The 26,490-nt window shown below is 74.5% G+C and carries 27 protein-coding genes; 6 read left to right on the top strand and 21 right to left on the bottom strand.

Going from position 1 to position 26,490, the window contains the following annotated elements; translation table 11 throughout:
• Positions 1-50 precede the first annotated feature (50 nt).
• Positions 51-656 (top strand): TetR/AcrR family transcriptional regulator, encoded by a 606-nt coding sequence (locus tag ACGFIB_RS19695; protein WP_393373692.1) that lies wholly within the window; start codon positions 51-53, stop codon positions 654-656.
• Positions 653-1,348, top strand: coding sequence for a haloacid dehalogenase-like hydrolase (locus tag ACGFIB_RS19690; RefSeq protein ID WP_357260155.1), 696 nt, complete (start codon positions 653-655; stop codon positions 1,346-1,348). Before ACGFIB_RS19695 ends, ACGFIB_RS19690 begins: the two co-directional genes overlap by 4 nt.
• 22 nt (positions 1,349-1,370) lie before the next feature.
• On the opposite strand, the gene ACGFIB_RS19685 is transcribed toward ACGFIB_RS19690, so the two are convergent.
• Complete coding sequence (locus ACGFIB_RS19685) at positions 1,371-2,090, bottom strand: response regulator (protein ID WP_393373689.1); 720 nt, start codon at positions 2,088-2,090, stop codon at positions 1,371-1,373.
• On the bottom strand, positions 2,087-3,280 hold the full coding sequence (locus tag ACGFIB_RS19680) for a sensor histidine kinase (RefSeq protein ID WP_393373686.1): 1,194 nt from the start codon (positions 3,278-3,280) through the stop codon (positions 2,087-2,089). The genes ACGFIB_RS19685 and ACGFIB_RS19680 overlap by 4 nt, the downstream gene beginning before the upstream one ends.
• Before the next feature lie 182 nt (positions 3,281-3,462).
• Between ACGFIB_RS19680 and ACGFIB_RS19675 the strand changes: the two genes are divergently transcribed.
• Complete coding sequence (locus tag ACGFIB_RS19675; protein WP_357243305.1) at positions 3,463-3,696, top strand: hypothetical protein; 234 nt, start codon at positions 3,463-3,465, stop codon at positions 3,694-3,696.
• Between the two features lie 63 nt (positions 3,697-3,759).
• Here the strand turns inward: ACGFIB_RS19675 and ACGFIB_RS19670 are convergent, their stop codons facing one another.
• From ACGFIB_RS19670 to ACGFIB_RS19650, 5 genes are all read right to left on the bottom strand, one after another.
• Positions 3,760-4,299, bottom strand: a complete 540-nt coding sequence (locus ACGFIB_RS19670; protein WP_357260161.1) for a DUF1062 domain-containing protein — start codon at positions 4,297-4,299, stop codon at positions 3,760-3,762.
• A 331-nt stretch (positions 4,300-4,630) separates the two neighbouring features.
• Positions 4,631-5,371, bottom strand: coding sequence for a VOC family protein (locus ACGFIB_RS19665; RefSeq protein WP_357260163.1), 741 nt, complete (start codon positions 5,369-5,371; stop codon positions 4,631-4,633).
• Positions 5,372-5,468: 97 nt separating this feature from the next.
• Complete coding sequence (ligD, locus tag ACGFIB_RS19660; protein WP_393373681.1) at positions 5,469-6,437, bottom strand: non-homologous end-joining DNA ligase; 969 nt, start codon at positions 6,435-6,437, stop codon at positions 5,469-5,471.
• Positions 6,438-6,534: 97 nt separating this feature from the next.
• Complete coding sequence (locus tag ACGFIB_RS19655; protein ID WP_142570880.1) at positions 6,535-6,984, bottom strand: hypothetical protein; 450 nt, start codon at positions 6,982-6,984, stop codon at positions 6,535-6,537.
• A complete protein-coding gene (locus tag ACGFIB_RS19650) occupies positions 6,981-7,217 on the bottom strand; it encodes a ribbon-helix-helix domain-containing protein (RefSeq protein WP_142570881.1) in 237 nt (78 codons plus the stop codon). The genes ACGFIB_RS19655 and ACGFIB_RS19650 overlap by 4 nt, the downstream gene beginning before the upstream one ends.
• Before the next feature lie 117 nt (positions 7,218-7,334).
• On the opposite strand from ACGFIB_RS19650, the gene ACGFIB_RS19645 reads away from it, so the two are divergent.
• Positions 7,335-8,117, top strand: coding sequence for an SDR family NAD(P)-dependent oxidoreductase (locus ACGFIB_RS19645; protein ID WP_393373678.1), 783 nt, complete (start codon positions 7,335-7,337; stop codon positions 8,115-8,117).
• Positions 8,118-8,168: 51 nt separating this feature from the next.
• On the opposite strand, the gene hpnH is transcribed toward ACGFIB_RS19645, so the two are convergent.
• From hpnH to ACGFIB_RS19610, 7 genes are all read right to left on the bottom strand, one after another.
• Entirely contained in the window at positions 8,169-9,173 is a 1,005-nt protein-coding gene (hpnH, locus tag ACGFIB_RS19640) for an adenosyl-hopene transferase HpnH (RefSeq protein ID WP_357243287.1), read from the bottom strand.
• Complete coding sequence (gene ispH, locus ACGFIB_RS19635; RefSeq protein ID WP_393373674.1) at positions 9,173-10,714, bottom strand: 4-hydroxy-3-methylbut-2-enyl diphosphate reductase; 1,542 nt, start codon at positions 10,712-10,714, stop codon at positions 9,173-9,175. Before ispH ends, hpnH begins: the two co-directional genes overlap by 1 nt.
• The gene (gene shc / locus ACGFIB_RS19630) at positions 10,711-12,657 is read right to left on the bottom strand and encodes a squalene--hopene cyclase (protein ID WP_393373672.1); all 1,947 of its coding nucleotides are present in this window, start codon (positions 12,655-12,657) and stop codon (positions 10,711-10,713) included. The genes ispH and shc overlap by 4 nt, the downstream gene beginning before the upstream one ends.
• Complete coding sequence (gene hpnE, locus ACGFIB_RS19625; RefSeq protein WP_393373670.1) at positions 12,654-14,066, bottom strand: hydroxysqualene dehydroxylase HpnE; 1,413 nt, start codon at positions 14,064-14,066, stop codon at positions 12,654-12,656. The genes shc and hpnE overlap by 4 nt, the downstream gene beginning before the upstream one ends.
• Entirely contained in the window at positions 14,063-15,061 is a 999-nt protein-coding gene (locus ACGFIB_RS19620) for a phytoene/squalene synthase family protein (protein WP_393373667.1), read from the bottom strand. The genes hpnE and ACGFIB_RS19620 overlap by 4 nt, the downstream gene beginning before the upstream one ends.
• Complete coding sequence (hpnC, locus tag ACGFIB_RS19615; RefSeq protein ID WP_357243272.1) at positions 15,036-15,887, bottom strand: squalene synthase HpnC; 852 nt, start codon at positions 15,885-15,887, stop codon at positions 15,036-15,038. The genes ACGFIB_RS19620 and hpnC overlap by 26 nt, the downstream gene beginning before the upstream one ends.
• 171 nt (positions 15,888-16,058) lie before the next feature.
• Complete coding sequence (locus tag ACGFIB_RS19610) at positions 16,059-16,841, bottom strand: polysaccharide deacetylase family protein (RefSeq protein WP_393373664.1); 783 nt, start codon at positions 16,839-16,841, stop codon at positions 16,059-16,061.
• 47 nt (positions 16,842-16,888) lie between these two features.
• Between ACGFIB_RS19610 and ACGFIB_RS19605 the strand changes: the two genes are divergently transcribed.
• Positions 16,889-18,022: an MGDG synthase family glycosyltransferase gene (locus tag ACGFIB_RS19605; RefSeq protein WP_357243267.1), complete on the top strand. Its 1,134-nt coding sequence runs from the start codon at positions 16,889-16,891 to the stop codon at positions 18,020-18,022.
• Here ACGFIB_RS19605 and ACGFIB_RS19600 read toward each other — a convergent pair.
• Positions 17,934-18,851, bottom strand: coding sequence for a DMT family transporter (locus ACGFIB_RS19600; RefSeq protein WP_357243264.1), 918 nt, complete (start codon positions 18,849-18,851; stop codon positions 17,934-17,936). The genes ACGFIB_RS19605 and ACGFIB_RS19600 overlap by 89 nt on opposite strands.
• Before the next feature lie 224 nt (positions 18,852-19,075).
• Between ACGFIB_RS19600 and ACGFIB_RS19595 the strand changes: the two genes are divergently transcribed.
• Complete coding sequence (locus ACGFIB_RS19595; RefSeq protein WP_357243262.1) at positions 19,076-19,543, top strand: SPW repeat protein; 468 nt, start codon at positions 19,076-19,078, stop codon at positions 19,541-19,543.
• An 87-nt stretch (positions 19,544-19,630) separates the two neighbouring features.
• On the opposite strand, the gene ACGFIB_RS19590 is transcribed toward ACGFIB_RS19595, so the two are convergent.
• From ACGFIB_RS19590 to ACGFIB_RS19565, 6 genes are all read right to left on the bottom strand, one after another.
• Entirely contained in the window at positions 19,631-20,542 is a 912-nt protein-coding gene (locus ACGFIB_RS19590; RefSeq protein ID WP_142570901.1) for a LysR family transcriptional regulator, read from the bottom strand.
• A 156-nt stretch (positions 20,543-20,698) separates the two neighbouring features.
• Positions 20,699-21,739, bottom strand: a complete 1,041-nt coding sequence (locus tag ACGFIB_RS19585) for a sigma-70 family RNA polymerase sigma factor (RefSeq protein WP_393373660.1) — start codon at positions 21,737-21,739, stop codon at positions 20,699-20,701.
• A gap of 97 nt (positions 21,740-21,836) precedes the next feature.
• Complete coding sequence (locus ACGFIB_RS19580) at positions 21,837-23,096, bottom strand: NAD(P)/FAD-dependent oxidoreductase (RefSeq protein WP_393373657.1); 1,260 nt, start codon at positions 23,094-23,096, stop codon at positions 21,837-21,839.
• A 130-nt stretch (positions 23,097-23,226) separates the two neighbouring features.
• Positions 23,227-24,117, bottom strand: a complete 891-nt coding sequence (locus ACGFIB_RS19575) for a serine hydrolase (RefSeq protein ID WP_393373655.1) — start codon at positions 24,115-24,117, stop codon at positions 23,227-23,229.
• Positions 24,118-24,130: 13 nt separating this feature from the next.
• Positions 24,131-25,738 carry an N-acyl-D-amino-acid deacylase family protein gene (locus ACGFIB_RS19570; protein ID WP_393373653.1) on the bottom strand — a complete coding sequence of 536 codons (1,608 nt, stop codon included), beginning with the start codon at positions 25,736-25,738 and terminating at the stop codon, positions 24,131-24,133.
• A complete protein-coding gene (locus tag ACGFIB_RS19565; protein ID WP_142571145.1) occupies positions 25,735-26,487 on the bottom strand; it encodes an amino acid ABC transporter ATP-binding protein in 753 nt (250 codons plus the stop codon). The genes ACGFIB_RS19570 and ACGFIB_RS19565 overlap by 4 nt, the downstream gene beginning before the upstream one ends.
• Positions 26,488-26,490 lie beyond the last annotated feature (3 nt).

Genomic DNA, 26,490 nt, shown 5'->3' with positions numbered 1-26,490 from the left:
AGGCGGTCTTTGTGGACAGTGTCTACACCGGTGGTGTAGACACTGTCCACATGGACGTGGAGATCGGCCTCCGCGATCACCTGATCGCGGTGGCGAGGGGGATGGTCGCCGAGGGCGACCCCGGGACCGTCACCCTGCGTGCCATCGCGCGGGAGGCGGGGGTGTCGCACAGCGCGCCGCTCCGGCACTTCTCCGGGCGGGCGGCCCTGTTGTCGGCGGTGGCCGCCCTGGGGTTCGGCGACCTGGCGTCACGGGGCGAACGGGTCCTCGGCGCACTTCCCGCGCATGCCGGCGCCTTCGAGCGACTGCGGGCGGCCGCGAGCGAGTACGTGGGGTTCGCGCTCGAACAGCCAGGCATGTTCGCCCTGATGTTCCGGCACGACCTCGTCGATCCGCAGGAGCCGAAGCTGGCCGGGGCGAGCCTGGAGGTGTTCGACACCCTGGCTGCGCTGGTGGGCGCCTGCCAGGCGGAGGGGTGGAACCCGGCGGCCGACAACCGGCAGGTCACCGGCGCGCTGTGGGCGGCCCTCCACGGGCTGGCGCAATTGTGGATCTGGAACGCGCTGCCCGGCGCCACCGGGGCGCGGTCCTCCGATGAGGTCCTGGAGGTCCTGCTCGGCCTGCTCGGCCTGCCGGAGAACCGGGAGCGCCGATGACCGGCCCCGCCGCTTCGCGCCCTGAACGGCCCGTCGTCGTCTTCGATCTCGACGACACCCTCGTACGCGGCGACTCCTTCTCGCGTTTCCTGCGCATGCTGCTGCTGCGGCGCCCGTTACGGGCGACGGTGGCCCTGACCACGGCGGTGGTGCTGGTGCCGCTGTTCCTCCTGCCGCCCACCAGGCGGCGGGCGACGCAGGGGTTCATATGGCTGGCCACGGCCGGGGTGCCGCCGGAGCGTTTCCTCGACCTGGTGGAGGAGTTCGCCGTCGCGCACACCGCCGGGCCCCGCCGGATCAGCGTGGCGCTGGACCGGCTCCAGGCGCATCTGGACGCCGGTGATCGGGTCGTCGTCGCCACCGCCTGCGCCGACCCGCTCGCCACCGCCGTCTGCCGGAGTCTGGGCCTGGACGGGGTGGAGGTGATCGCCGCGCAGCTGCGTCGTGGCCGCCACGCATTCAAGGCGGTACGCGGCTGCCACGGCGCGGCCAAACCGGAGCGGCTGCGGGAGATCGGCGTCACGATACCGGTGGCCCACGCCTACACCGACAGCGCCGTCGACCTGCCGCTGCTGCGGGCCGCGGCACGGCGTTGCCTGGTCGACCCCAGCCCGCGCACCCTTCAGCGGGTCCGGGCCGAGCTGGGTGAAGAGGTCACCGTCCTGTGGTCCGCCGGGCAGGCCGGGACATAGCGGCGCCGCCACGACGGCCGCGTCAGCCGCCGGTGCCGTGCGGGTCGTCGAGCGGGTCGTCGTGCGGGTCGTCGAGCAGCCCGGCGTCGTGGACGAGCAGAGCGATCTGGACGCGGTTGTTGAGGCCGAGCTTGGCGAGGATGCTCGACACGTGCGTCTTGACGGTGGGGACGCTGAGGTGCAGCAGGGCGCCGATCTGGGCGTTCGGCCTGCCCTGGCCGACCGCCACCGCGACCTCCCGTTCCCGGTCGTTGAGCAGTGCCAGACGCTCCCGGGCGCGGGCCCGGCGCCGGTCCTGTCCGTCCTCGGCGACCCGGGCGATGAGCCGCCGGGTGACCGCCGGGGACAGGACCGGATGGCCGGCGGCCACCCGGCGGACGGCCTCCACGATCTCGCCCGGCGGGGTGTCCTTCAGCAGGAACCCGGCGGCCCCCGCGCGCAGGGCGCGCAGCACGTGCTCGTCGGCGTCGAAGGTGGTCAGCACGATCACCTCGGGCGCGCGGTCGCGGGCGCGCAGCGCCTCGGTGGCGGCCAGGCCGTCCATCACCGGCATCCGGATGTCCATCAGCACCACGTCGGGGTGATGCCGGCCGGCCAGCGGCAGCACCTCGGCGCCGTCACCGGCCTGGGCGAGGACGCGGATGTCCGGGGCGCCGCCGAGCATCATCACGAGCCCGGCCCGGACCAGGGGATCGTCGTCGGCGATGAGCACGCCGATCGGCGCGGCTTCTGGCGTGATCATGCAGGCCACGGTAGCCAGGCCCGCACGCGCCAGCCACCCGGGCCCCCGTCGCCGTCGCGACGCACGGGCCCGTGCTCCAGCCGTCCCCCTGCCAGCGTGACGCGCTCGGCCAGGCCGGCGAGGCCGTGACCCCCACCGGCGGCGTCCGATGCGACAGCGGCGGGGACGTCGTTGACCACCTCGACCGTCAGGCCCTCGCCGGGCGCGCCCGCCAGCCGCAGGCGGACACCGGCGCCCGGCGCGTACTTGCGGGCGTTGGTCAGGGCCTCCTGCACGACGCGGTAGGCCGTGTGGCCCGTCCGGTCCGGGACCGTCTCGCGCGCGCCGAGGTCGTCGCACAGCTCGACCGGCATGCCCGCCTGCCCCGACTCCGCGACGAGTTTTCGCAGTTCGGCGAGGGTGGGCAGGCCGGGCCGCGTGGGCGCGGAGGGTTCGCCGGTCGGGGCGCGCAGCACGCCGATCACCTCGCGCAGATCCTGCAGGGCCTGGTGGGCGCTCTCCCTGATCACCCGTGCCGCGCGGGCGACGTCGGCGGGGTCGGCGCCGGGATTGAACTCCAGCGCCCCCGCGTGCACGCTCAGCAGCGACAGCCGGTGGCCGAGCACGTCGTGGATCTCACGGGCGATCGCCTCGCGCACCTGGTGTTGCACCTGCTCGGCCCGCAGCCTCGCCTCGGTCTCCATCCGGGCCGCGCGGTCGCACTGGGCCAGCACCAGCCGCCGCCGGTGGTGGACGAACAGCCCCCAGCCGACCGCCGCGCCCTGGAGGGCCAGGCCCAGCATCAGCATCGCGAGCGGCGGTAGGTCCGGGTCGGGGCGCAGATATGTGAAGACGGCCGCGGCGAGCACGCTGAGCGCGAACACCGTCCCCGAGGTACGCGGGCGGCGGTGGACCCCGACGGAGAAGAGCGCGGCCAGCATCGGGCCCGCGATCATCTCGAAGACGGCCGACAGCGCGACGAGCGTCACCGCGAGCCCGACCGGCCACCGGCGGCGCAGCCACAACGCGGCGCAGGCGAGCGCGCCTGCGAACTGGTCGAAGGGGAACAGCCACGCCGGCGGCAGCGGCGCGGTGTCGAGGCGGTCCGCCGATGTGAGAAGCGTGAAGGCCACGGCGAGGACGAACATCACCGAGTCCACGAGCCAGTCGCGCCGGCTTCGCCGGTGCCGGGGGGTGGCGGAGGGGTCCATTACCTCCGCAGCGTACGACCTCCCAGGCGGCGCGCCCACGGCCGAGCGGCGAAGACCATACCGAAGTCGGGCGCCGTCCGACTTCGGTCGGACGGCCCGCCTCCCGGCCGGAGACCTTCGCCGGACGGGAGCATGCCGACGCCCGATCCCCGCAGGGTGCGCCGGTCCCTAGCGTCGGCGCCATGCGTGAAGTCATCCGGCTCGCCGGGGCGTTCCTGGTCGCCGCGGGCATCAGCGGGACCATCGACCACCTGGCCGTGCAGCCGTTCTGGGGCGCGATACTCAACGTCTTCAACCGCCAGGTCATCCCGCGCCTGGACTTCCTGACCGGCTATGAGATCTACGCCAACCTGCTCGTCGCGGTCGTCGGCGCCGTCGTCCTCGCCGCCGTGTGGAGGCGTGACGAGGACGCCTGACCGGTGGCGTCGAGGCGCCGGCTGAGGCCGGGCGGGCCGGGTGGGCCCGCCCGGCCCGCCCGGCTAGTCTCCGGCCATCACGGTGAAGGTGAAGCCGGTGCTCGTCGAACGGCGCAGCGGAATGTCGCACTTGATCCGGCGCAGTACCTCGTTCCTGCTGAGGCCGAGCCCGTGCGCGATGAGCCGTTCCGGGCGCACCGGCACCGGATCGTCGAAGACGACCTCCACCCGGACCGGCCACGCGTCGTCGAGCCGTGCGGACGGGGTGTCCAGCCGCCAGGCCCCCGTCCAGTCCAGGGTGAAGCGGCCCCGCCGGGCGAGCAGCGGATCCAGCAGCGTGGCCGCCACCAGTTCCGGATCGTTGACGCGGTAGCCGTGGAGCTCGGCCGGATCGAAGGATCTGACCGGCGCCCGCTCGTGCACGGTGAGCTTGCTCGTCCGATCGCAGGACACGCAGCGGACCAGCAGCCACACGTCCAGCAGCTTGCCGTTGGCGTTGACGCGGAACCTGCCCTCGCCGGTGGTGGCCGACCGCGACCCGCAGTCCACGCACCGCGACGACAGCAGAGGCAGCCTGGTCCGGCGGACGACCCAGGGCAGCACGATATGAGGATGTGAAGACATGATCTCTCAAGACCTGACACGAGGCCGATTGCGCGCGGCCTCAGACGCCGTATGACCGGGCGCACAAGGGCAGCCCGGCAGAACCGACGGGAGCGTCGGCTACAGGTGGGCGGAAGAACGTGTCAGATCTGAAGAGCAGGCGGGGTCACGCGGTCTTGTCCTCTGTCCTCACGGCGACGGGCTGCCGGCACCCTACGGGACTACGGGCGGAGGGCTCAAACGGTTTTCCGGCCGGAACTTCGACGGTGTCGCCGAGGCCCGGCCGGTCGCCCTCACCGGTGTCCACGGTGCTGGCCGGGAAGGCTCCGCGTCAGGCTGGAGCGAGGACGCAGAACTCGTTGCCCTCCGGGTCGGCGAGGACGATCCACGACACATCGCCCTGGCCGACGTCGGCGGGCGTCGCGCCGAGGGCCCGCAGGCGGGCCACCTCCGCCGCTTGGTCGTCACCGGGGTAGGGCAGCAGGTCGAGATGGACCCGGTTCCACACGGTCTTCACGCTGGGCGTGGTGCGCAGGAACTCCAGGTACGGCCCGACACCCGTGGCCGAGCGCAGCCGCGCGTGGTCGTCGGTCACCTCGTGCAGGGTCCAGTCCGTCGCCTGGCCCCAGAACCGGGCCATGGCCCGCGGGTCCGCGCAGTCGACCACCACCGTGGCGATCGGCCCGGTGTCCCGGTAGATCTCCCGAGGCTCCAGCACGCAGAACACGTTGCCCTCCGGGTCGGCCAGGACCGTCCACGGCACGTCGCCCTGGCCCACGTCGGCGGGCGTCGCACCGAGCTCCTTCAGGCGCGCGACCAGCTCCGCCTGATGGGCCGCGGAGGTGGTGGCGAGATCGAGGTGCACGCGGTACTTCACCGTTTCGGGCTCCGGGACGGTGACGACACAGACGCAGACGGCGGCGGGGTCCGGCCAGACGAAACCCAGGGGCCCAACGCCTGTCACACAGGGTCCCTCGCTGAAAACACCCCAGCCCAGCGCCTCCGCCCAGAACCGGCCGAGGGCCGCGTCATCCCGAGCCTTGAAATTCACCTGAGCAAGTCGCAGCGCCATGCCGCCCAACCCTACGGCCGAGTGAATCCCCGCGGCTTCGGGCGGGACCGCCCGCCTGGCCGACCGGCAGCCCGGCGGAGTGCCGCGACTGCGGCGTTCATCCTTCCCCGCGGACGACATCGCCGGGCTCCTTGTCGTCGCGCAGGCCCCGCCAGGAGGGGTGGCGCAGCCGCCCCTCGCCCGTCCACTCGGCGAACTGCACCTCGCCGACCAGGACCGGGTCCACCCACCGGCCGCCCCTGGCCTCCTCCCGGGGGATGTCGCCGAAGGGGGGCGTGTCCCGGCGCAGCGGCGCCAGGCGCTCGCCCAGCCGCCGCAGCGCCTCGTCGGTGAAGCCGGTGCCGACGCTGCCGGCGTACCGCAGGCGGCCGCTGTCGTCGTGGACGCCCACGAGCAGCGAGCCGACCGTGCCGGCCCGGCGGCCCTCCCCGGCCCGCCACCCGCCGACGACGACCTCCTGTGTACGGACGTTCTTGACCTTCACCCAGTCGGGGGAGCGGCGGCCGGGGTGGTAGGGCGAGGCGAGCCGCTTGGCCACGACGCCCTCCAGCCCCAGTCGCCGGGAGTCGGCCAGCGCGTGCTCGCCGCCGTCGGCGTAGCAGGGCGGGACGGCCCAGTGGCGGCCGGCGTGGACGAGGTCCTCCAGGCGCCGCCGCCGCTCGGTGTAGGTCATCGTGATCGCGGTCGCGGCATCGACGTGCAGCACGTCGAACAGCAGGTAGGTCACGGGCGTGGTGACCAGGAGCTGCCTGATCTTCAGCGGGTTGCGCTGGTGCATGCGCGGCTGCAGCGCCTCGAACGACGGCCTGCCCTGCTGGTCGAAGGCGACGATCTCCCCGTCGAGCACCACCGCGTGCCCGCCCGTGGCTCCGGCCAGGCCGGCGAGTTCCGGATAGGCGGCAGTGATGTCCTTGGCGTTGCGGGAGACCAGTCGCAGTGTGCCGTCCTCGACGTAGCCGAGCGCGCGGACGCCGTCCCACTTCATCTCGTACGCGTAGCCGCCCTCGGGCTCGGGCAGCGGCCCGAGCCGGGCCATCATCGGCGTGTACGCCGGAAGGGCGGCCATGCCCTGCTGGTACCCCGGCACGCCCGGCGCGTACCTCCTGCCGGCGGCAGGGCCGGGCCGTCGTGGTCGCCGTCGTAGTTATGGAGCGAGGGCTCGTCTAGGGGAGGATCTCCAGGCGGACGCCGAGGCCCTCGTACAGGTAGGGGGTGGCGGTGATGATCCGCCAGCTGCGGCGGGTGGCGTGGACGGCCGCGTGGGCGGCCACCAGGACGTCGGGCAGGAGCGCGTCGGCGGCGGACGGCCGGTGGCGCCGCAGGCTCGTCATGATCGCCTGCGCGTACGGCCCGCCTTCGACGGCGTCGTCGGGGGAGAGCGCGCCGGTGACCACCATCGACATGCGCAGGAAGCGTTCGAGCCGGGGCTGGATGGGGCCCAGCGACAGCACCTGGACGGCGAGCGCGGGGACGAGGAGGGTGACGCCGTGCGCCGAGGACTGCCGCACGACGGCCCTGCCGTACATGCTCTTGCCCTCGATCAGGTGGACCACGGCGTCGAGGTCCAGCACGTGGCCGGACAGGGCGCCGGCCGGTGGGACGGGGTCGCTCACGCGGCGTCCGCCGTGGCGTCGCCGCCGGTCATCAGGCGAGCCGCGCGGGCGCTGTCGTCATCGGTGATCCCGTCCTGCCAGCCCGGCCCCCATAAATCGGCCATGATGGCCAGGTCGCCCTGGATGCGCCGCCGCTCCCGCAGCGCCGCGGCGATGTAGGCCGAGGCGTTGCCGGACGCCTGCGCCTCGTCGGCGAGTTCGTCCGGCAAAGAGATCGTAATCTTCTTGGTCATACTTGGCAGGCTACCCAGTCATACCGTCGGTGGTCCACCGGTTCGCGGAAACCACTTCGCGGGAAACCACGTGGCGGGAAGCCAGGGGGTACGACCCGGGGCGAGGGGGTGGGGCGCATGCGGCTGGCGGGGGCGCGGGTGCTCGTCACGGGGGCGTCGTCGGGCATCGGCGCGGCCACGGCGCTGGAGCTGTCGGCGCGCGGCGCGCGGCTGGTGCTGTCCGGGCGCGACCAGGAGGCGCTCGCCGGCGTCGCCGCCAGGACCGGCGGGCAGGTCGTGCCCGCCGACCTGTCCGACCCCTCGGCCGACCCCTCGGCCGACCTCGCCGTACGCGCGGGACCGGTGGACGTGCTGGTGGCCTGCGCGGGCGAGGGCTGGAGCGGGCCGCTCGACCGGATGCCCGGCGGCACGGCCGAACGCATGATCGAGGTCAACCTGACGGCGCACGTGCGGCTCACCCGGCTGCTGCTGCCCGGGATGCTGGAGCGCGGCCGGGGTCACCTCGTCTACGTCGCCTCGATCGCCGGCGCGGTGGGCGTGCGGGAGGAGGCGGTGTACGCCGCGACCAAGGCGGGCCTGCTGGCCTTCGCCGAGAGCCTGCGGTACGAACTGCCCGCGGTTGATGGGAACGGGGTCGACGGGAACGGGAACGGCGTGGGCGTGACGTCCGTGGTGCCCGGGGTGGTCGACACGGCGTTCTTCGCCCGGCGCGGCAGGCCGTACACGCGCCGCAGGCCGGCGCCCGTCCCGCCGGAGCGGGTGGCCCGGGCCATCGCGGCCGCCGTTGAGCGCGACCGCGCCGAGGTGTACGTGCCTGCCTGGCTGCGGCTGCCCGCCCGCCTGCACGGGGCCGCGCCCGGCGCGTTCCGCGCCCTCGCCCGCCGCTTCGGCCGGCCCTGAGATTCTTCAGCCCCTGAGATTCTTCAGCCCCTGAGATTCAGCCCCTGAGGCTCAGGCGCCGCGCAGCGCGCGCAGGGACTCGCGCAGCGAGCCGAGGGTGGCGAAGACCGCCGTCGGCTCGTAGCCGCAGTGCGCCATGCAGTTGGCGCAGCGCGGGTCCCGCCCCCGGCCGTAGGAGCTCCAGTCGGTCTCCTCGACCAGCTCCCGATAGCTCTGCGCGTACCCGTCGGCCATCAGGTAGCAGGGCCGCTGCCAGCCGAACACCGAGTAGGACGGGATCGCCCAGGCCGTGCAGGGGAAGTCGGCCTTCCCCTCCAGGAAGTCGAGGAACAGCGGCGAGTGGTTGAACCGCCAGCGCTTGCGGTTGCCGTCCGCGAACGCGGCGCGAAACATCTCCCGCGTCTGCCGCACCCCCAGGAAGCAGTCCTGGTCTGGCGCCTTCTCGTACGCGTACCCGGGCGAGATCATCATCTGGTCGACGCCCAGGTCGTCGTTGAGGAAGTCGAGCACCTCGATCACGGTGCGCGGGCTGTCCCCGGCGAAGAACGTGGTGTTGGTGGTGACCCGGAAGCCGCGCCGCCGGCACTCGCGCACCGCCGCGACCGCCTCGTCGAACACCCCCTCCTTGCACACCGACGCGTCGTGCCGCTCGCGCAGGCCGTCGATGTGCACGGCCCAGGCGAAGTACGGCGAGGGCGTGAACCGTTCGATCTTGCGCGGGATCAGCAGCGCGTTGGTGCACAGGAAGACGTATTTCCTGCGGGCCACCAGTTCCTCGACCATCTCCCCGATCTGGGGGTGCATGAGCGGTTCCCCGCCGGCGATCGACACCATCGGGGCGCCGCACTCCTCGACGGCGGCCACCGCCTGCTCGACCGGCATGCGCTGCTTCAGCACGCCGGCCGGGTGCTGGATCTTCCCGCAGCCCGCGCACTTCAGGTTGCACGCGAACAACGGCTCAAGCTCCACCAGCAGTGGGAACTTCTCCCGCCGGCGCAGCCGCTGGGCCAGGATGTACGCACCGACACGCAGACTCTGGCGTACGGGCATCGGCATCAGGGCCGCACCTCCTTCGGCAATGTGAACTCGACGTTCTCCTCGGTCACCCGCCGTTCCTCCACCTCCAGCGGGCCGAGCCCGCCGAGGGCGGCCACGACGGCGTCCACCATCGCGCCGGGGGTGGACGCCCCGGCGGTCAGCCCGACCGTCCGCGCACCCCGCAGCCAGTCGAGCGCGATGTCGCCCGGATCGTCGATCAGGCGGGCGAGCGGCGCCTGTCGCGCGGCGACCTCGGTGAGGCGCAGGGCGTTGGAGGAGTTGGCCGAGCCGACGACCAGCACCAGGTCGGCCTGCGCGGCGACGGCCCGCACCGCGTGCTGCCGGTTGGTCGTCGCGTAGCAGATGTCGTCGCCGCGCGGGCCCTCGGCGTCCGGGAAGCGCCGCCGTATCGCCGCCGCGACCCGCCCGGCCTCGTCGGCCGCCAGCGTGGTCTGGGTCAGGTAGGCGACACCGCGCCCCCACGGCACGTTCTGCGCCGCCTCCGCCACCCCGGCCTCGTCCTCGACCAGCACGCCCGCGCCGGGCACCTCCCCGAGCACGCCCTCGACCTCCTCGTGCCCGGCGTGGCCGATCAGCACGACGAGGTCGCCGCGCGCGGCGAACCTGCGGGCCTCCGCGTGGACCTTCGCGACAAGCGGGCACGTCGCGTCGACGACGCGCAGCCCGCGCCGCCCCGCCTCCTCCCGCACGGCGGGCGCGACCCCGTGCGCGGAGAAGACGGTGACCGCGCCCTCCGGCACCTCGGCGAGGTCGTCGACGAACACCGCGCCGCGCCGCTCCAGGTCGCGTACGACGTGGATGTTGTGCACGATCTGCTTGCGCACGTACACCGGCGCGCCGAACCGGTCCAGCGCGCGCTCCACGATCTCGATGGCCCGCTCGACCCCGGCGCAGAACGAGCGGGGCGAGGCCAGCAGGACCCGCCGCGGCCCGGCCGCCGCCGCCCAGCGCGCCAGCACCGGGCCGATCCGGGCGAGCGTGCGCCGTGCGGCGACCGCGCCGCCCATCGTGGCGAGGTTCAGCAGGGGCGCGTCGGGAGTGTCCACGATGACCCGCACGGCCGCGAACGGCCGGGCCCCCGCCGCCTCGGCCAGCGGGGCGCTTTCCATGTCGACGGCGCAGGCGCCCTCGCGGGCCAGCGCGTGCCGCCCGCGGCCGGTGACGACGTGCGGGGAGGTGACGAGCGGGCCGGTGCGGGCCGGCAGCCCGGCGCGGAGGAGCTCTCCGGCGAGCAGCGGGGCCGACGGGCACGGCCAGACCCGGTCGCCGGAGCGGACCTCGGTGGCGACGAGCACGTCCCCGGGGCGCAGCCCGTCGTGGACGGCGCCGCCGAAGCCGGTGACGGCGAGGGCGGCGGCGGGCGGGAGCAGGGCCGCGGCGCGCGCCGCCCGGTCGGGGCCCATCCCGACCCGCACGACCCGGACCCGCGGATGGTCGCCCCCGAGCTCCGGCCGCAGGCCGCGAGCGACGGCCCGGGCCTCCATCCCCAGCGCGGTGCACACGATCAGATCGGTCATGGCGTCGCCCAGATCGGTCATGGTGTGGCCTCCGGTCCGGCCGTCTCGTGCAGGCGCAGGTAGCGGCCGAGCGCGCTGACCGGGAAGACGAGGCGGTAGAGGTGGTAGTTGATGGAGAAGTCGCCGGGGAAGCCCGTCCCGGTGTAGTGCGGCTCGTCCCAGGTGCCGTCGGGGCGCTGGGTGTCGGCCAGCCAGGCCACGCCCCTGTCCACGGACGGCCCTCGCTCCCCGGCCGCGAGCAGGCCGATGAGGGCCCAGGCCGTCTGGGACGCGGTCGGCTCGCCCCGCCCGATCCAGGCGGGGTCGCGGTAGGAGCGCATGTCCTCGCCCCAGCCGCCGCTGGGATGCTGGTGCGCCCGCAGCCAGGCGACGGCCCGCCGCACGCAGGGGGCTCCCGGCCGCACCCCGGCCGCCACGAGGGCGGGCAGCACCGCGCCGGTGCCGTACACGTGGTTGGCCCCCCAGCGGCCGAACCACGAGCCGTCGGCCTCCTGCGCCCGCAGCAGCCACACCACGGCCCGCCGTACGACGGGGGAGCGGGCCATGCCCTCGACCGCGAGCGCCTCGACCACGTGCGCGGTCACGTCGGCCGACGGCGGGTCGACGACCGCGCCGAAGTCGCAGAACGGCAGCCGCAGGCACAGCTCGCGGGTGTTGTCGGCGTCGAAGGCGGCGAAGCCGCCGTCGCGGGAGACCATCCCGGCCATCCACCGCAGCCCCCGCTCCAGCGCAGGCCGGGCATCGGGCCGGCGCAACCGGCGCAACGCGAGGATCACCTCGGCCGTGTCGTCGACATCGGGGTAGCCGTCGTTGTCGAACTCGAACGCCCATCCGCCCGGCGCGAGACCGGGACGCCGCACCGTCCAGTCGCCCGGCCCCCGGATCTCCTCGCGCAGCAGCCACTCGCCCGCCCGGGTGAGCGCGGCATGGTCGCGGGGCAGGCCGGCGTCCAGGAGGGCGGTCATCGCGAGCGCGGTGTCCCAGACCGGCGACTGACACGCCTCCAGCCTGCGCGTGCCGTCCTCCCTGATGGTGAACCTGTCCAGCCCCGCGAGGCCGGCGCGGATGACGGGGTGATCGATGCCGTACCCACTCAGGTGCAACGCGATCAGCGAGTAGACCCAGGGAGGCTGGATGCCGCCCCACGAGCCGTCGGCCTCCTGCCGGGCCATGACCCACTCGACGGCCCGCCTCAGGGCGGCGCGGCGAAGCCCCGCGACCGGGCGCCGTTCATACCGGTGCAGGGCGCGGTCGAGGGCCGCGAACGCCGCGTCCCAGCCGGTGCGCGGCGCCCGCCGCACGGGCCTTCCGGTGCGCAGCTCGGGCAGGCCGAACGGCAGCGGCCGGACCGGCCGGTGCGCGGTCACGATCGTGAGCGGGACGATGGTCTGCCGCGCCCAGCAGGCCCAGTCGTACACGTTCAGCGGGCACCACGGCGGCAGGAACATGATCTCCGGGGGGATGACCGGCAGATCCTCCCACCGCCACTGCCCGAACAGGGCGAGCCAGATCCGGGTGAAGACCCGGGCCGACTCGACGCCACCGGCCCCGCGCACGCACGCCGCCGCGGCGCGCATGTGCGGAGCCGAGGGCGGGTCGCCCGCGAGCCGCAGCGCGACGTACGCCTCGACCGTGGTGGACAGATCGGCGGGCCCGTCGTGGAAGTTGGCCCAGCTGCCGTCCTCACGCTGCTGCGACCTGATCCACCGGGCGGCCTCGGCGGTCTCCTCGTCGGTCCGCACGCCCAGGAACTCGCGCAGCAGGAGGTCCTCGGCGTCCATGGTCACGTTGGTCTGGAGCTCGCCCTTCCACCAGCCCTCGGGCGCCTGCAGGCCGAGCAGGTGGTCGCGGGCCGCCTTCAGGGCGGTCGCGGCGCGGGCGGCGCCGGTGGCGACCCCCGTGGCGACCCCGGTGGTGACACCCGTCTCGACTCCGGCGGTGACGCCGGTGGTGACGCCGGTCATCGCGCCAGCTCCCGTTCGAGATGCCGCCTGGCGAGGCGGGCCGCGTGGAGTCCGCTGCGCACGGCTCCCTCCATCGTGTCGGGCCAGCCCGTGTCGGTCCACGCGCCGGCGAGGAACAGTCCGGGCCACCGGGTGGCCGCGCCGGGGCGCAAACCCCCGCTGCCCGGGACCTGCCGGAAGGTCGCCCGCCGCTCCCTGGTGATGAACAGGTCCACGACCCGCGCCGCCCGCGCGGCCGGGAGCAGCCGCTCCAGCTCGGGCAGGAACACCTCCCGCATCACGGCCGTGGGCACGTCGATCCAGTGCCGCGCCGCCGACACCGAGACGGTGAGGTACTGGCCCCGGGTCAGCCCGCCGGAGGCGGTCCTGTCGAAGATCCACTGCACGGGCGAGCCGACGACGGCGGCGAACGGCAGCCGGGTGACGGGCCGGTCGTAGACGACGTGCACGTTGACGATCGGGCTCGCTCCGAGGCCCGCCCAGGCGTCCCGGTCCGGCGCGGCCTCCGGCGGCACGAGCCGCGCGGCCTGGCCGTGCGGGGTGGCGACGACGACGGCCGACGCGCCGACGCGCGCGCCGCCCACGAGGATCGAAGGTCCGCTCAGGCCCGGCAGGCACGGCAGCACCCGCTCGACCTTCGCCGCCAGCCGCACCTCGCCGCCCAGCCGGGCGATCGCGGACAGCGCGGCGCCGCCGTGCAGGTCGCCCAGGGGGACGGACGGCACGCCGATGTCGGCGGCGTCGGCGCGGCCGAGCAGGGCCGTCCTGAAGACCATCGCCGCCGGGCCCAGCGCCGCCTCGTCGGCCGGGATGTTGAGCGCGGCCACCGCGAACAGATCCCACAGCGCCCGCCGCACGGTCTCCCGCTGGCCGTTTTCGGCCAGCCAGCCGCCGAGCGCGGCCCGGTCGAGGGCGGGCTCCGCCGGGTCGAGCCCGCGCAGCGCGAACGCGCCGCGCGCCGCGCGCAGCCGGTCGGCGGGGGACAGCAGGCGGTAGCCCGCGAGCGCGGGCAGCAGGTGGAGCGGCCCGGGCAGCGCGGCCCGGCGCAGCCGTCCCCGTCCGCCGTGCGGGGTGAGCACGCGTACGTCGAAGCGCTCCTGCAGGCGCACCCGCCCGGTGCCGCCGAGCCGGTCCAGCAGCCCGCGGTAGGCGGTGCAGCAGCGCAGGAAGACGTGCTGCCCGTTGTCGGCCGTCAGGCCGCCCCGGGTGAAGGAGTGGGTGGCGCCGCCGAGCCGGGGCCTCGCCTCGTACAGGGTCACCGGCCATCCGGCCTCCGCGAGCGCGAGGGCCGCGGTGATGCCGGCGAGGCCGCCGCCCACCACGGCCACGGGCGGAACGGCCGCGCCCTCCCCGGCGCTCCGCGTGCCGTTCTCCGGGCCGTTCAGCTGGCCGTTCAGCTGGCCGTTCATCGGGCCGCTCCCTTGATCGCCCGCGCCGCCTCCATCGCCTTCGCCCACGGCGTGAGCGACACGCGCCCGGCCAGCGCCCGGCCGGGGTCGGCGGCGATGCGGGCGAGCAGGCGCCGGTAGATGCCCGCCATCGCCGCGGTGCAGGCCGCGCTGCGCCGGTCGAGCAGCGGGATCAGGCTCATCCCCTCGGCGTACCAGCCGAGCGCCCGCCCGGCCTCGTACCGGATGAGCCGCGCCAGCCGCTCGGGCGGGTCGGCGAACGCCCCCGACGCGTCCAGATCGAGCGTGCAGCCGAACCTGCGCAGGTCGTCGGCGGGCAGATACACGCGGCCCGCGCATCGGTCCTCGCGCAGGTCCCTGAGCACGTTGGTGAGCTGGAGCGCCACGCCGAGGGCGTCCGCGAGCCGCGCGGCCCGCCGCAGCGCCCCGTCCCCGCGTGCCGCCCCGTCGGCGAGGCCGAACACGCCGAGGGACAGCCGCCCGATGGATCCGGCGACATCCCGGCAGTAGCCGACCAGATCCTCGTAGGACTGGTAGCGCGCGCCCGCGACGTCGTCGGCGCATCCGTCGATGAGCTCCTCGAACGCCTCCAGCGGGACGGGGAAGCGCACGGCGGTGTCGCGCAGGGCCACCAGGACGGGGTCGGCGGGGTCCGGCCGCGGAGCGCGCAGCCCCGTCCGCGCCTCCTCAAGGGCCGACAGCCGCGCGTCCACCGGTCCGGCCGCGTCGCCGATGTCGTCGATCCGCCGGGCGAAGGCGTAGAGCGCGCTGAGCGCGCGGCGCTTGGGCGGGGCGAGCAGGCGGATGCCGTAGGCGAAGTTGCGGGCCTGGGTGCGGACGACGCGCTCGCAGTACCGGTAGGCCACCGGAACCGGCACGGCCACCCGAACCGGCACCCGAACCGGCACCGGTACGGACGCGGGCGTGACGGGGTGCAGCGCGGGGCCGGGCGGGTGATCGGGAACGGGATCAGGAATCGCGCCGGGAACCGTCACCGTTCACCTCCTTCAGCACGCGTACCCACTCGCTCAGCACCGCGCGGCGGCGCGCGCGGACCGCCCCGCCGAGGACGTCGTGCCGGCCTCGCTCCAGCGCCGCGAGCGCCGCGCGGCCGCCCGCGACGTACCCGGCGACCGCGGTGCGGGCGAACCCGCTCAGCGTCTCCAGCAGCGGCATTCCCTCGTCCAGCAGGGTGGCGGCGCGGCGGGCCTGCAGCGCGACGGCCCGGCGCAGCCGCGGGCACGTGCGCGGGGCGTCCAGGTCGGACGCGCGGCAGCCGAACCTGCGCAGGTCCTCGCCGGGGAGGTAGACGCGGCCGCGGGCGTGGTCCTCACCCACGTCCTGACAGTGCTCGATCACCTGCAGCGCCGAGCAGATGCGGTCCGACAGCCGCGCCCGCTCCGGGGTGGCCACGCCGAAGACGTGCAGGACGATCCGGCCGACCGGATTGGCGGACAGCTCGCAGTAGGCCAGCAACTGCCCGAAGGTGTCGTAGCGCCGCACCACCTGGTCGCGCCGGTTGGCCTCCACGAGGTGGAGGAAGGGCGTCCGCGGCACGCCCCGCCCGGCGACCAGCGGCGCCAGCGCGCCCACGGCGGGCAGCCGCGGGCTTCCCCCGGCGTACAGGCGGCCGAGATCGGCCTCCACCGCGTCGAGCAGGGCGGGGCGCTCGGCCGGGTCCGCCTCGTCGCCGACGTCGTCCACGTAGCGGGCGAAGCAGTACACGGCCATCAGGTCGCGGCGGTACGCGCGCGGAAGCAGGCGGGAGGCCACCGGGAAGTTTTCCCGGCGCGCGGCGTCGCGTACGTCCGCTGCGGACATGTCTGAAGAATCTCCATCGCAATTCACCACAAAACCCGACCGCCCGGCAGGCGCCTTTGCATGGGCAAACCCGCGGGAAAAGCGGCGCACGCGGCCGGGCGATATCAGGAAAAAACGGCAAAAGTGTGGTCGAGAATAACGCCGAGAGCGGGTGGCCTTTTTTCCGGGTGTTTATGCTTCCGGCCGCAGGTAAAAGCTTGCCGGGACCGGGCGCCGGTGGGGCCGCACGCCGCCGGGTACACCCACGCCGTGGGCGCCGAGCGGTCCGACACGGAGCCCGGCGGCGCGGCAGCGGCTGACCACGCCGGCGAGCGCGCCCAGTGCCGAGCGCCAGGAATCCGGGGCGGAGGTGTGGTCGCAGTCGTGCAGCAGCAGCGTCGCCCCGCCGCGCAGGCCGGGCTCCAGGGTGCGCAGCACCGAGCCGGGCGTGGCCCGTTCCGTCCAGTCCTCGCCCCAGGCCGTCCACAGCACCGGCCGCAGGCCGTGCCACCGGGCCGCGAGCAGCGCCTCGGCGCTGAGCACGCCGTACGGCGGGCGATACCACGAGGGGCGTGCGCCGGTGACGGCGGTGACGAGGCGCGCGGCCCTGCCCATCTCCGCCGCGACCCTGCCCGGCGGGGTGACCAGGGCGTTGTGGTGCCGCCAGCCGTGCACGGCGACCTCGTGCCCGGCCCGCGCGATGCTCCGCCCGGCCTCGGGGTGGCGGTCGAGCATCTCGCCGAGGAGGAAGAAGGTCGCCCGGCAGCCGAGCCGGTCCAGCTCGTCGAGGAACAGCGGGGTCGACCGGGGGTCGGGCCCGTCGTCGAAGGTCAGCGCCACGTGCCCGGGGTCGCCCTCGCCGGCGAGGGACGGCAGCAGACGGCGGACCGGAGGCAGCCAGGTGGCCCCCGGCCCGGCGTGCAGCAGGGCGGCCAGCAGGGCCGGCCCGGCGACGACGAGCGCGTGAGGTCTCATCGCATTCCAGTGTCCGTCACGCCTCCCCCCACCCGGAAAGGAGGGTCATGAGGGACAGGGCATTGATCGTCAGCGCCTCGATGGGAGCGGGCCACGACGCCGTGGCCGAGGAGCTGGCCCGCCGCCTGGGCGCCTCCGGCGCGCGTACGGAGGTCGTGGACGTGCTCGCCCTGCTGCCGCTGCGGCTGGGCGCGCTCCTGCGGTGGTGGTATCGCGGGGTCATGCTGCGGGCGCCGTGGCTGTACGCGCTGGTCTACCGCGTCTTCTTCGTCTCCCCCCGCGCCCCCGCCACCTCGCCTCTGACGGTCGTGGCCGCGGCCGGGCTGGCCCGGGTGGTGCGCCGCTTCCGGCCCTCCGTGGTGGTGCCGGTCTTCCACGTGGCCGCGCAGGCCGCCGGCCACCTGCGGGCGCGGGGGCGGCTGGCCGTGCCGAGCGTGGTCGTGCTGACCGACTTCGCCGTGCACCGCCTCTGGCTGCACCCCGGCAACGACCGCTACCTGTGCCCGGACACGGCCACGGCCCTCGCCGTGACGGCCGCCGCCGGTCGCCCGGCCTTCCGCTGCGCCCCCATCGTCCGCCCCCGGTTCGCGGCTCCGGGCGCCGCGGTGGCGGAGGTCCGGGCCCGCATCGGCCTGCGGGACGGCGACCGGATCGTGCTCGTGTGCGCCGGGTCCTGGGGGGTCGGCCGGGTGGCGGCGACCGCCCGGCTCCTGGCCCGCTCGGGCCGGTACGCGCCCGTCGTGCTGTGCGGGCGCAACGAGCGGCTGCGCCGCCGCCTCGGGCGCCTGCTCGGCCGCGCCGGCGCGGGGGCCGCCGTCGGCTGGCGGGACGACCTGGCGGACCTGCTCGCCTCCGCGTACGCGCTGGTGGACAACGCGGGCGGGCTGACCTGCAGGGAGGCGTTCGCGGCGGGAGTGCCGGTCGTCACCTACCGGCCCATCGCGGGGCACGGCAGGGACGGTGTGCTCGCGATGGCCCGCGCCGGGGTGAGCGTGCACGCGCGGCGCCGCGCGGACCTGCTGCGGGCGCTCGACCGGCTCGAACCCGGTCTGCCCGGGCGGGGCGCGCTCACCGCGCGGGCGGCCGCGCTGTTCACCTCGGCGCCGGCCGAGTCCCTTCTCCTCCCCGGCCTCCTGCTCCCCGGCGATGCCGTACCCCGGCCATGGGAGCCTGCTCCGTGAGCGGCGCGTACCTCGACAGCAGCACGCTGCCGTACAGGATGAGGGCCATGCCCGTCAGCTCGGGCACCACCCACGGGCCGGTGCGGATGTCCTCGCCGAACATCGCCACGCCGTACGCCGTGCTCGCCACGGGGTCGGTCACGGTCAGCGCGGGCTGCACGGCGACGAGCGGACCGCTGTGCAGGGCGTTCTGCAGCAGGAACAGGCTGCACAGACCGGCGGCCACCATGGCCCACAGCGACCAGGAGCCGGCGAGCGTCCGCACGCCCCCCGGCAGCTCCTCCACCGTGCGCTTCATGAGGACGGCGGTGTAGGCGAAGCCGAGGCCCGCGGCGACCCCGAGCAGCACCGCGCGGGCGTGCCCGCCGCTGGCGATGGCGACGGCCACACAGCAGGCGAGGAGCCCGGCGGTCACGCCCGCGGAGACCACCCAGGTCAGCACGCCGGGAAGCCGGCGACCGGGGGTGGGTGAGGCCGCCACGAGGAACGCGGCCAGGCCTGCCGTCAGCGAGCCGACGGCGAGCCATGTCTGCGGGGTGACGCGAACCCGGAACATCCAGCCCGCCACGAGCATCGTGATCGGCAGCTCCGCGACGAGCAGGGGCTGGACGAGCGCGAGCCCTCCCGAGGTCAGGGCGCCCGCCTGCAGCAGGAAGCCCGCGATGAGCGCGGCGATGCCGCCCAGCCAGGCGGGCCGCCGCAGGAGGTCCCAGATCAGGCCGAGCCGGAACGCCTCGTCGGCCGGAGCGCCGCGGGCGGCCTGGCGCTGCAGCACCGACGCGACGGCGTTGGCCGCCGCGGCGAGCACCGCCAGGACAACAGCGATCATGACCCCAGCGCCCCGTTTCCGGTCTCGTCGCGGGCCGTCCCTTCCGGGCTTATCGGTACCCTCCCCGGCTCTGCCCGCCGCATGTCGGCTTGGATAGGTCCGAAACGTATTTAACCGACAATGTCGAATAAGTACGGTAATTTTAATCAGAATCGAGAATGCGGGGATTCAAGGGGGTATGGCTGTCCGCGCAAACGCACGCGGCAGGAAAGGCGGAATCAGACATGGTTGGACCCACCGGCCTCGAACGTCATCCCGACGTCAGCGAACTGCGCCAGACCTACGATCGGGCGGGCTCGACGGCCCCCGCCCAGGTGTTGGAGGGGCTGGCCTTCCTGGCCGGCCTGTATCTGGCCCTCTCGCCGTGGATCATCGGGTTCTTCGGATTCCGGGGCATGACCGTCAACAACCTGATCATCGGCCTCGTGATCAGCGCCCTCGCGCTGGGCCTCGCGTCCGCCTACGGGCGCACCTACGGCATGGGGTGGCTTCTCCCGCTGCTCGGCGTGTGGGCGATCGTCTCGCCGTTTGTGCTGCGCGGGGGACGTGAGGCCACGGCGACGACCATTTGGAACAACGTCGCGATCGGCATCGTGACCCTGGCGCTGGGAGCCGCCGCGCTCGCGATGGCGCAGGTGTACCGCCGGCACGAGCGGGGCGAGGGAAGCACGCGCAGGCTCGGCAACTGGTGACGAGCGAACGCCCGGCCCGCCTCCCGGCGGGCCGGGCGCCGTTTCCGGACGTCCGGGCGGCCGATGGAACCTCCGCGGCCGCTCCACCTATCGGAGGGTGACGCTGAGGCGGGCCGAGGCGTCCCTGAGGTAGTCGGCGAACGCGCGCAGCGCGGGATTGGGATTGGTCGGGCGCAGGGCGGCGCCCACCCGGCGGTAGAGCTTGGGTCCCTCCACCTGGCACACCTGGATGCCCGCCGCGCCCTGCACGCCGAGGCTCGGCACGAGGGCCACGCCGAGCCCGGCCCGGACCAGGCCGAGCGTCACCTCGTAGTGGTCGCTGCGGCAGCGGATGGTGGGCGTCATCCCTTCCAGGGCGCCGGCCCGCTCCAGCACCGACACCGGGGTCTCGGTGCCGAACGTGGTGATCCACGGCTCGTCGGCCAGGTCGGTCAGCCGTACGCGGGACCGGTGTCCCGCGGGATGACCGAGCGGCATGACCAGGAGCTGCGGTTCGTCGAACAGGTGGACGACCTCGACACCCTTCGGCGCCTTCCAGGGGTCCAGCGCGTGCTCGAACACGACCAGCACGTCCAGCTCGCCGCGTTCCACGTCGGGAAGCAGCTCGTGCGGCTGCCCGAGCACCAGATCGAGCTCGACGCCCGGGTGACGCGCGGTGAAGGACGACAACGCCATCGGCAGCAGCCGGTAGCCGGCCGAGGCGAAGAACCCGATGCGCAGCTGCCCGGCGTCCGCCCGCGCCTGGGCGAGCAGGTCCTTCTCGGCCGATTCGATGAGGTCGAGCACCTCCTGGGCCCGCCCGGCCAGGCGGTGGCCTGCGGCCGTCAGCCGCAGGCTGTGCGCGGCCCGCTCCACCAGCCCGACCCCCGCCTCCTCCTCCAGCCGGGCGAGCTGGTGGGAGACGGCGGAGGGCGACAGCCGCAGGGACTTGGCGGCTCCGGCGATGCTCCCGGTTCTGAAGACCTCCAGGAGCACCTTGAGGCGGTGGCTGCTGAGCATTCCCCCAGTATCGGCGACGAGTATCGGCGAATCGGCATCAGACCTGGTCATATGCATCGCGGTGGTGCCGTTCCACCGCGCCGCCAGGCGGCGCGTGTTCACGGGCGACCTTCTGTGAAACGCGGCCGCCGCGCCTGACCGCGCGGTCGGCACGGGTCACCACTGGCTGATGAGCGGCGGGTCCGGATCGTGCTGCCGCCAGGTTTCGGTGAGGCGGACGAGAGGGGCGGGGGCGGCGATGCCGCGCACGCTTGCGATCTTGCCGCCTGTGATGTCGAACGTCATGGCGAGGACAACCCGGTCGTCGATCACGAAGAGAATGGCGGGGGCGCCGTTGACGAGCGCGTAGTGGATGGCGGGCGTGCCGCCGGCGACGCGCCGCTTCGCGGGTGTGGGTTTGAAGCCGGCTCGCACGACGGCGGCGATGCGCTGCGGAGTGTCGTACCACAGCAGCTTCTCGGCCTGGCCGGCGCCGTCGGAGACCGCGGTCGCGTCGTCGGTGAGCAGCGCCACCAGCCGTTCGGTGTGGCCCGAGGCGGCGGCGGCGAGGAATTCCTCGACGACCCTGCGGGCGGACGCCGGGTCGACTTCGCCGCCGCGGCGGGTGGCGGTGATGCGGCGCCGGGCCCGGTGGAGGTGCTGCTGGCTCGCGGACTCGGTGATGTCGAGGATCTCCGCGATCTCGGCGTGGCTGTGGGAGAACGCTTCGCGCAGGACGTAGACGGCTCGCTCGAGGGGTGACAGGCGTTCCATGAGCGTCAGCACGGCGAGGGAGACCGATTCGCGCTGCTCGAACGAGTCGGCCGGGCCGAGCATCGGGTCGCCGTCGAGGAGCGGTTCGGGCAGCCAGACGCCGGCGGCGCGTTCGCGGCGGGCCCGCGCCGAGCGGAGCCGGTCGAGGCACAGGTTGGTGACGACTCTGGTCAGCCATGCTTCCGGCACCTTGATCCGTTGCCGGTCCGCGGCCTGCCAGTGCAGGAAGGCATCCTGGACGGTGTCCTCGGCGTCGGCGGCGGAGCCCAAGAGCCGGTAGGCCAGTGCGGCCAGCCGGTTCCGGTCGGCCTCGAACCGGTCGGCCTCGAACCGGTCGGCCTCGAACCGGTCGGCCTCGAACCGGTCGGCCTCGAACCGGTCGGCCTCGAACCGGCTGGTGTCGAACGGGCCGGTGTCGAAGCGCTCCGTCTCGGTGCTGTCCACGGGGATCACCCTCCAGCGGGTGTTTCAGAAGTGAACGGGGGCGGCGATCCGATCGACGGCACCTGCTGAGCCGGCGGGTGCTGTGTGTGGTGGGGGGTCAGGGCGTCGCGTGCGTGGCCTGCTGCGCGGCCGTGTCCGCGACGGTCGCGGTGGGGCGGGTGCGCGGGCCGCCGGCCAGGTGGCGCTTGCGGCCGGGCATGCCGAAGGTCGGGTGCGAAGTGGCCCACAGCGACATCGCGAGTATGCCCGCCTTGGCCCTCGCGACCTTCCGGCCGCCGAGGTACTTCGGTTTTGCCTGTCCCTCGTCGCCGACCATCTGCAGGATCCCGTCTCGCCGTCCGAGGCTGATGTGGTTCAGCGTATAGATCAGCTTGGTGTTCGCGATCGCGCGGCCGGTCAGGCGTCCCACGATCGCCTCCACAGCCTGCCGGCCGATACAAGCGGCCGAAGCGCAGGACATCGGCAGCGGCCGGCCGTTGTCGCCGATGGCGTAGGCGCTGTCGCCGATGGCGTAGACGTTCGGGTGCGAGACCGACCGCATGGTGCGATCGACGACGATCTGACCGCTCTCGGTGACCTCCAGCCCGGCGACGGCGGCGATGGGGCTGACCGCGAACCCGGCCGCCCACACGGTCGCGTCGGACGCCAGGGCGGTGCCGTCGGCGCACAGCACCCGCGTCGCCTCGACGGCCTCGACGATGGTGTGCTCCAGGACGGTGATGCCCAGCCGGTCGCAGGCCTGGCGCAGGTGGCTGCGGGCCCCGGCGGAGAGCCGGGCGCCGAGCTCGCCGCGGGCGACCAGCGTCACCGACAGACCGGGCCGGGCTTCCGCGATCTCGGTGGCGGTCTCGATGCCCGTCAACCCGTCGCCGACGACCACCACCCGCCCGCCTTCGCCCCTGTCCTGGCCGACCATGCCGACCATGCCCAGCATGCCGTCGAGGCGCTCGCGCAGGCGCAGCGCCGAGGGCCTGGCGGCGACGTCGAAGGCGTGCTCCGCCGCGCCGGGAACGGCGTGGCCCGCGCCGCGGCTGCCGAGCGCGTACACAAGCGTGTCGTAGCCGAGCTCGCCGCCGCCGCCGTCATCGGCCACGGCGACGACCTGGCGCTCGGGGTCGACCACGGTGACGCGGGCCACGCGCAGCCGTATCCCCGTGCCCGCGAAGACGTCGGCGAGCATCGGCGCGTCGACGTGGCGGCCTGCCGCCAACTGGTGCAGTCGCATTCGCTGGACGAAGTCCGGCACGGCGTTGACGACGGTGATCTGGGTGTCCGCGGGGGACAGGCGGCGGGCCAGGGTCCCGGCCACGTAGGCTCCGGCATAACCGGCGCCGAGTACGACGATGCGGTGCTTCATGTGTTGCTCCTGTCGTTTCACCTGCTTCCGGTGAATTGAGCGGAGCAGCGCCCCGATTGCTGACAGGAACTCCATGTGGCCTGGGTCACAGCGGCGGCAGCGTCACCCGAGGCGCTCGCGACGGCCCCCGTCACCCGGCCGGGAGGACGGTCTCCGCTATGGCGAGACCGGCCTGGCGGATCGCCTGGACCAGGGCGTGCTCGCGGCCCGCGGGCCCGTGCGCGAGCACGGCGTAGCCCTCCCACCGCGCCCCGGCCATGACGCCCACGTCGGCCCGCGTCCCGGCGTCCGTGCCGGTCTTGTTCGCCACCCAGACTCCGGCGGCGTACGGCAGGGCCGCCGGCGGGTCGCGGTCCTCGGGCTCGTGCGGGAGGAGCGCGGGCACCAGCGCGCGGTCGGTGTTGTGCGCCATCCAGCCGAGCAGCAGCCGCTGCCACGGTTCACGCCCGTGCGCCAGCGACCGCATCAGGCCCGCCAGCTCGCGCGCCGTGCCCGAGGCGAAGGCCGGCGGATGCTCCGGGAGCCGGGGCTCGCGGATCGTGTCGTGGATCCGGGTCCTGGTCAGCCCGAGCGCGGCGGCGGCCGCGTCCACCCGGCCGAGCCCGAGCCGCCGCAGCAGCGCGTTGGTCGCGGTGTTGTCGCTGACGGCGGCGGTGAGCAGCGCGAGGTCGCCGGCCGTCCAATCGCGGGCCGACAGGCCCGTCAGCAGGCCCGACCCGCCCGCGTAGTCCTCATCGCGCAGCGTCACGCGCTCGTCCGGGTCAACGACGCCCGCCGCCACGTCCTGCGCGAGCGCCGCGAGCAGCAGCACCTTGCCGGTGCTGGCCAGCGGCAGCACCACGTCCTCGTTCAGGCCGAGCACCCCGGGCACGCAGACGGCCAGCGTGCCCGGGCAGGCGGCCGCCGCCTCCTGCAGCCGCGCTTTCTCCGGCCGCACCGCTTCCGGCGTGCGGCCGCCCGTGCCGCCCGTGCCGCCCGTGCCGCCCGTGCCGCCCGTGCCGCCGGCGGCCTTTCCGCTCATGACGTCGTCCCCCTCACAGGGCCAGTACCCTTCCCGGCCGGGCGCCGGTCTCCTCGCCGTCGCGTACCACGACCTCACCGGCCGCGACGACCGCGTCGATCCCGGCGGGCGGCAGCAGCGGTTCGGTGAACGTCGCCCGGTCGGCGACCGTCGCGTAGTCGAAGACCACCAGGTCGGCGTGCGCGCCGTCGCGGACCACGCCGCGCCCGGTCAGCCCGAAGCGCGCCGCGGCCATCCCGGTCATCTTGTGCACCGCCTCCTCCAGCCGCAGCAGCCCCAGCTCCCGGACGTACCGGCCGAGCACCCGGGGGAACGTCCCGGCCCAGCGCGGATGCGGGCGCCCGCCCGGCTTCGGCACGCCGTCGGAGCCGATCATCGCGTACGGCGCGGCCAGCACCCGCCGCACGTCCTCCTCGACCATCGAGTGACTGATGATCGTCACCTCGCCGGCCTCCGCCAGCAGCAGCTCGGCGACCGTGTCGAGGGGGTCAGCGCCCGCCGACGCCGCGAGGTCGGCGATGGTCCTGCCCTCGACCTGCGGGTGGCGGGGCGCGCACGCGACCGAGATCCGGTCCCAGCCGCCGTTGCCGACCGTGTTCTCCCAGCCGGGCACGCCCTCCGCGATGGCGCGGCGCATCCGGTCGCGCTGGGCGGGGTCGCCGAGCCGCCCGGTGAGCGCCCCAACGCCGCCGTCGTTCGCCCAGGGCGGCAGCATGGCGGCCAATGCCGTGCTGCCCGCCGTGTAGGGGTAGACGTCGCAGGTGACGTCCATGCCCTCGGCGCGCAGCGCGGCGATGCGCGGCAGCGTCTGCTCGGTGCGGCCCCAGGCGTACCGGCCCGCGGTCTTGTGGTGCGAGACGTGCAGCGCCGCGCCGCTGCGCCGGGAGATCTCGATCGCCTCCTCCAGCGCCTCCTCGACGCGCGACATCTCGTCCCGCAGGTGGGTGACGTACGGCTTGCCGTGCCGGGCGGCCACCGCCGCCAGCGCCACCACCTCGTCGGTGCCCGCGTACGAGCCCGGGGTGTAGATCAGGCCGGTGGACAGCCCGGCCGCGCCCTGCGCCAGGGAGGCGTCGAGCAGCGCGCACATCGTGTGCAGCTCGTCCGGGCGGGCGGGCCGGTCCACGGGGCCGAGCACGCCCGCCCGGAGCGTGCCGTGGCCGACGAGTGACGCCAGATGGTTGGCCCGGGGCACTTCGGCCTGCGCGGCGGCGAAGCCCGCGAAGTCGGCGTACGCGCCGACGTCGCCGCCGAAGGTGATCCGCGTCTCGGCCCGCATGGCGGCCAGCCGCTCCGGCGCCGCGGGGAAGAGACTGGACCCGCAGTTGCCGCAGATCTCGGTGGTCACGCCCTGCAGGACCGACGCCCGCACCAGCGCGGAACGGCCGCCGGACGGGCCGAGCAGTGTGACGCCGTCGGAGTGCGTGTGCACGTCGACGAATCCGGGGGCGACCACGCGCCCGCGCGCGTCGATCACCTCGGCCGCGCCCGTGCGCGGGGCCTCGCCCGGGGTCAGCACGGTCAGCCGCCCGGCGGCGACCCCGACGTCGGCGGGCCTGCCGGGGCGGCCGGTGCCGTCCACCAGCAGGCCGCCCCGGATGAGCAGATCGAAACCGCTCACTGGACCTGCCCGAGGAAGGCGCGCAGCCGCTCGTGGCGGGGCGCCGCGAGCACCTCGCGGGGGTCGCCGCGCTCGACGATGACGCCGTCGTCCATGAACACGAGCTGGTCGCCGACCTCGCGGGCGAAGTTCATCTCGTGGGTGACGACCATCATGGTCATGCCGGTCGCCGCGAGGTCCCGCATGACGGCCAGCACCTCCTGCACGAGCTCGGGGTCGAGCGCGCTGGTCGGCTCGTCGAACAGCATCAGGCTGGGCCGCATCGCCAGGCTACGGGCGATGGCCACCCGCTGCTGCTGGCCCCCGGACAGCTGAGCCGGGTAGTGGTGCCCCCGGTCGGCCAGGCCGACCCGATCGAGCAGCTCCTGCGCCTGCCGCCTGGCCTGGGCGGTGGACGTGCGCAACACGGTGACCGGCCCCTCCATCACGTTCTCGATCGCGGTGCGGTGCGGGAAAAGGTGGAAGCGCTGGAACACCATGCCGATGCCGCGCCGCTGCCGGGACAGCTCGTGAGGACGCAGCGTGTGCAGCCGTCCGTCGCGCTCGGCGTAGCCCATCAGCTCGCCGTTCACCCAGATCCGGCCCGAGTCGATGCTCTCCAGGCGGTTGACGCAGCGCAGCAGGGTCGACTTGCCCGACCCCGACGGGCCCACGACGCACACCACCTCGCCGGCGGGGACGTCGAGGTCGATGCCCTTGAGCACCTCCAGCGACCCGAAGCGCTTGCGGACGGAACGGATCCGCACCATCGG

Origin of the sequence: Microbispora bryophytorum (assembly GCF_043197435.1) — a bacterium.
Classification (GTDB): Bacteria; Actinomycetota; Actinomycetes; order Streptosporangiales; family Streptosporangiaceae; genus Microbispora; species Microbispora bryophytorum.
The sequence above is the reverse complement of the archived record's forward strand: the minus strand, read 5'-3'. Positions and strand labels throughout refer to the sequence as shown.

Bases quoted from the DNA above. Each gene is read 5' to 3' on its own strand.
- ACGFIB_RS19665 (WP_357260163.1), bottom strand. From the start codon at position 5,371: ATGGCGCTGCGACTTGCTCAGGTGAATTTCAAGGCTCGGGATGACGCG.
- ligD (WP_393373681.1), bottom strand. From the start codon at position 6,437: ATGGCCGCCCTTCCGGCGTACACGCCGATGATGGCCCGGCTCGGGCCG.
- ACGFIB_RS19695 (WP_393373692.1), top strand. From the start codon at position 51: ATGGACGTGGAGATCGGCCTCCGCGATCACCTGATCGCGGTGGCGAGG.
- ACGFIB_RS19610 (WP_393373664.1), bottom strand. From the start codon at position 16,841: ATGAGACCTCACGCGCTCGTCGTCGCCGGGCCGGCCCTGCTGGCCGCC.
- ACGFIB_RS19565 (WP_142571145.1), bottom strand. From the start codon at position 26,487: ATGGTGCGGATCCGTTCCGTCCGCAAGCGCTTCGGGTCGCTGGAGGTG.
- hpnE (WP_393373670.1), bottom strand. From the start codon at position 14,066: ATGAACGGCCAGCTGAACGGCCAGCTGAACGGCCCGGAGAACGGCACG.
- ACGFIB_RS19575 (WP_393373655.1), bottom strand. From the start codon at position 24,117: ATGAGCGGAAAGGCCGCCGGCGGCACGGGCGGCACGGGCGGCACGGGC.
- ACGFIB_RS19690 (WP_357260155.1), top strand. From the start codon at position 653: ATGACCGGCCCCGCCGCTTCGCGCCCTGAACGGCCCGTCGTCGTCTTC.
- ACGFIB_RS19675 (WP_357243305.1), top strand. From the start codon at position 3,463: ATGCGTGAAGTCATCCGGCTCGCCGGGGCGTTCCTGGTCGCCGCGGGC.
- ACGFIB_RS19680 (WP_393373686.1), bottom strand. From the start codon at position 3,280: ATGGACCCCTCCGCCACCCCCCGGCACCGGCGAAGCCGGCGCGACTGG.
- hpnH (WP_357243287.1), bottom strand. From the start codon at position 9,173: ATGCCGATGCCCGTACGCCAGAGTCTGCGTGTCGGTGCGTACATCCTG.
- ACGFIB_RS19595 (WP_357243262.1), top strand. From the start codon at position 19,076: ATGGTTGGACCCACCGGCCTCGAACGTCATCCCGACGTCAGCGAACTG.
- ispH (WP_393373674.1), bottom strand. From the start codon at position 10,714: ATGACCGATCTGGGCGACGCCATGACCGATCTGATCGTGTGCACCGCG.
- ACGFIB_RS19650 (WP_142570881.1), bottom strand. From the start codon at position 7,217: ATGACCAAGAAGATTACGATCTCTTTGCCGGACGAACTCGCCGACGAG.
- ACGFIB_RS19580 (WP_393373657.1), bottom strand. From the start codon at position 23,096: ATGAAGCACCGCATCGTCGTACTCGGCGCCGGTTATGCCGGAGCCTAC.
- ACGFIB_RS19645 (WP_393373678.1), top strand. From the start codon at position 7,335: ATGCGGCTGGCGGGGGCGCGGGTGCTCGTCACGGGGGCGTCGTCGGGC.
- ACGFIB_RS19685 (WP_393373689.1), bottom strand. From the start codon at position 2,090: ATGATCACGCCAGAAGCCGCGCCGATCGGCGTGCTCATCGCCGACGAC.
- ACGFIB_RS19600 (WP_357243264.1), bottom strand. From the start codon at position 18,851: ATGATCGCTGTTGTCCTGGCGGTGCTCGCCGCGGCGGCCAACGCCGTC.
- ACGFIB_RS19605 (WP_357243267.1), top strand. From the start codon at position 16,889: ATGAGGGACAGGGCATTGATCGTCAGCGCCTCGATGGGAGCGGGCCAC.
- ACGFIB_RS19590 (WP_142570901.1), bottom strand. From the start codon at position 20,542: ATGCTCAGCAGCCACCGCCTCAAGGTGCTCCTGGAGGTCTTCAGAACC.
- hpnC (WP_357243272.1), bottom strand. From the start codon at position 15,887: ATGTCCGCAGCGGACGTACGCGACGCCGCGCGCCGGGAAAACTTCCCG.
- shc (WP_393373672.1), bottom strand. From the start codon at position 12,657: ATGACCGGCGTCACCACCGGCGTCACCGCCGGAGTCGAGACGGGTGTC.